1 rRNA gene is annotated in these 2937 nt (G+C 49.9%); it reads left to right on the top strand.

Annotated elements, in window-relative coordinates:
• Nucleotides 1-24: 24 nt before the first annotated feature.
• Nucleotides 25-2915, top strand: a 23S ribosomal RNA gene (locus tag BW142_RS20435).
• Nucleotides 2916-2937 lie beyond the last annotated feature (22 nt).

The raw sequence follows: 2937 nt of genomic DNA, 5'->3' as shown, positions 1-2937 counted from the left end.
AACAAAGACCCGTTTGGGTTGTATGGTTAAGTGACTAAGCGTACACGGTGGATGCCTTGGCAGTTGGAGGCGATGAAGGACGTATTAACTTGCGATAAGCCTAGTCAAGCTAGTAAAAAGCACTTGAGACTAGGATTTCCGAATGGGGAAACCCACCTGCTTGCAGGTATCGTTAACTGAATACATAGGTTAACGAGGCGAACGCGGAGAACTGAAACATCTAAGTACCCGTAGGAAAAGAAATCAACCGAGATTCCGAAAGTAGCGGCGAGCGAAATCGGAACAGCCCTTAAGCTTATTATGTGTTAATGGAAGGCTGCTGGAAAGCGCCACGATACAGGGTGATAGTCCCGTACATGAAAAGACATTTTAAGTGAAATCGAGTAGGTCGGAGCACGTGAAACTTTGACTGAATATAGGTGGACCATCATCTAAGGCTAAATACTCCCAACTGACCGATAGTGAACCAGTACCGTGAGGGAAAGGCGAAAAGAACCCCTGTGAGGGGAGTGAAATAGAACCTGAAACCGTGTACGTACAAGCAGTAGGAGCCCACTTGTTGGGTGACTGCGTACCTTTTGTATAATGGGTCAGCGACTTATATTTTGTAGCGAGGTTAACCGAATAGGGTAGCCGTAGGGAAACCGAGTCTTAACTGGGCGAATAGTTGCAAGGTATAGACCCGAAACCCGGTGATCTAGCCATGGGCAGGTTGAAGGTTGAGTAACATCAACTGGAGGACCGAACCCACTAACGTTGAAAAGTTAGGGGATGACCTGTGGCTAGGAGTGAAAGGCTAATCAAACCGGGAGATAGCTGGTTCTCCCCGAAATCTATTTAGGTAGAGCCTCGGACGAATACTTACGGGGGTAGAGCACTGTTAAGGCTAGGGGGTCATCCCGACTTACCAACCCTTTGCAAACTCCGAATACCGTAAAGTAATATCCGGGAGACACACGGCGGGTGCTAACGTCCGTCGTGAAGAGGGAAACAACCCAGACCGCCAGCTAAGGTCCCAAAGTCATAGTTAAGTGGGAAACGATGTGGAAAGGCCCAGACAGCCAGGAGGTTGGCTTAGAAGCAGCCATCCTTTAAAGAAAGCGTAATAGCTCACTGGTCGAGTCGGTCTGCGCGGAAGATGTAACGGGGCTAAACTATGCACCGAAGCTGCGGATTCAGAATTTATTCTGAGTGGTAGGGGAGCGTTCTGTAAGCCGTTGAAGGTGTACCGGGAGGTATGCTGGAGGTATCAGAAGTGCGAATGCTGACATGAGTAACGATAATGGGAGTGAAAAACTCCCACGCCGGAAGACCAAGGGTTCCTATCCCATGTTAATCAGGGTAGGGTAAGTCGACCCCTAAGGCGAGGCCGAAAGGCGTAGTCGATGGGAAACAGATTAATATTTCTGTACTCGATATAATTGCGATGGGGGGACGGAGCAGGCTAAACAAGCATAGCGTTGGTAGTCTATGTGAAAGTGAGTAGGTTGGCGACTTAGGTAAATCCGGGTTGCTATTAAGACTGAGACACGAGACGAGTCACTACGGTGATGAAGTTGTTGATGCCATACTTCCAGGAAAAGCCTCTAAGCTTCAGATTATATGGAATCGTACCCCAAACCGACACAGGTGGTCAGGTAGAGAATACTAAGGCGCTTGAGAGAACTCGGGTGAAGGAACTAGGCAAAATCGTACCGTAACTTCGGGAGAAGGTACGCTCCTATCTGTGATGAGACTTGCTCTCTAAGCGGACGGGAGCCGCAGTGACCAGGTGGCTGGGACTGTTTATTAAAAACACAGCACTGTGCAAAATCGCAAGATGACGTATACGGTGTGACACCTGCCCGGTGCCGGAAGGTTAATTGATGGGGTTATCCTTAGGGAGAAGCTCTTGATCGAAGCCCCGGTAAACGGCGGCCGTAACTATAACGGTCCTAAGGTAGCGAAATTCCTTGTCGGGTAAGTTCCGACCTGCACGAATGGTGTAACCATGGCCACGCTGTCTCCACCCGAGACTCAGTGAAATTGAAATCGCAGTGAAGATGCTGTGTACCCGCGGCTAGACGGAAAGACCCCGTGAACCTTTACTACAGCTTGGCACTGAACATTGAACCTACATGTGTAGGATAGGTGGGAGACTTTGAAGCAGCGACGCTAGTTGTTGTGGAGTCAACCTTGAAATACCACCCTTGTAGTTTTGATGTTCTAACGTTGGCCCCTGAATCGGGGTTACGGACAGTGCCTGGTGGGTAGTTTGACTGGGGCGGTCTCCTCCTAAAGAGTAACGGAGGAGCACGAAGGTTGGCTAAGTACGGTCGGACATCGTACGGTTAGTGTAATGGTAGAAGCCAGCTTAACTGCGAGACAGACACGTCGAGCAGGTACGAAAGTAGGTCATAGTGATCCGGTGGTTCTGAATGGAAGGGCCATCGCTCAACGGATAAAAGGTACTCCGGGGATAACAGGCTGATACCGCCCAAGAGTTCATATCGACGGCGGTGTTTGGCACCTCGATGTCGGCTCATCACATCCTGGGGCTGAAGTCGGTCCCAAGGGTATGGCTGTTCGCCATTTAAAGTGGTACGCGAGCTGGGTTTAGAACGTCGTGAGACAGTTCGGTCCCTATCTGCCGTGGGCGTTTGAGAATTGAGAGGGGTTGCTCCTAGTACGAGAGGACCGGAGTGAACGAACCGCTGGTGTTCGGGTTGTCATGCCAATGGCATTGCCCGGTAGCTACGTTCGGAACTGATAAGCGCTGAAAGCATCTAAGCGCGAAGCAGGCCTCGAGATGAGTTCTCACTAGACTTTTAAAGTCTCTGAAGGGCCGTTGAAGACTACAACGTTGATAGGCAAGATGTGGAAGTGGTGTGAGCCATTAAGCTAACTTGTACTAATTACCCGTGAGGCTTAACCATACAACGCCAAACGCGTTTTATG

Source organism: Pseudoalteromonas sp. EB27 (assembly GCF_001974875.1).
In the GTDB taxonomy this organism is placed as follows: domain Bacteria; phylum Pseudomonadota; class Gammaproteobacteria; order Enterobacterales; family Alteromonadaceae; genus Pseudoalteromonas.
This window is presented reverse-complemented; position numbering and strand designations above follow the sequence as displayed.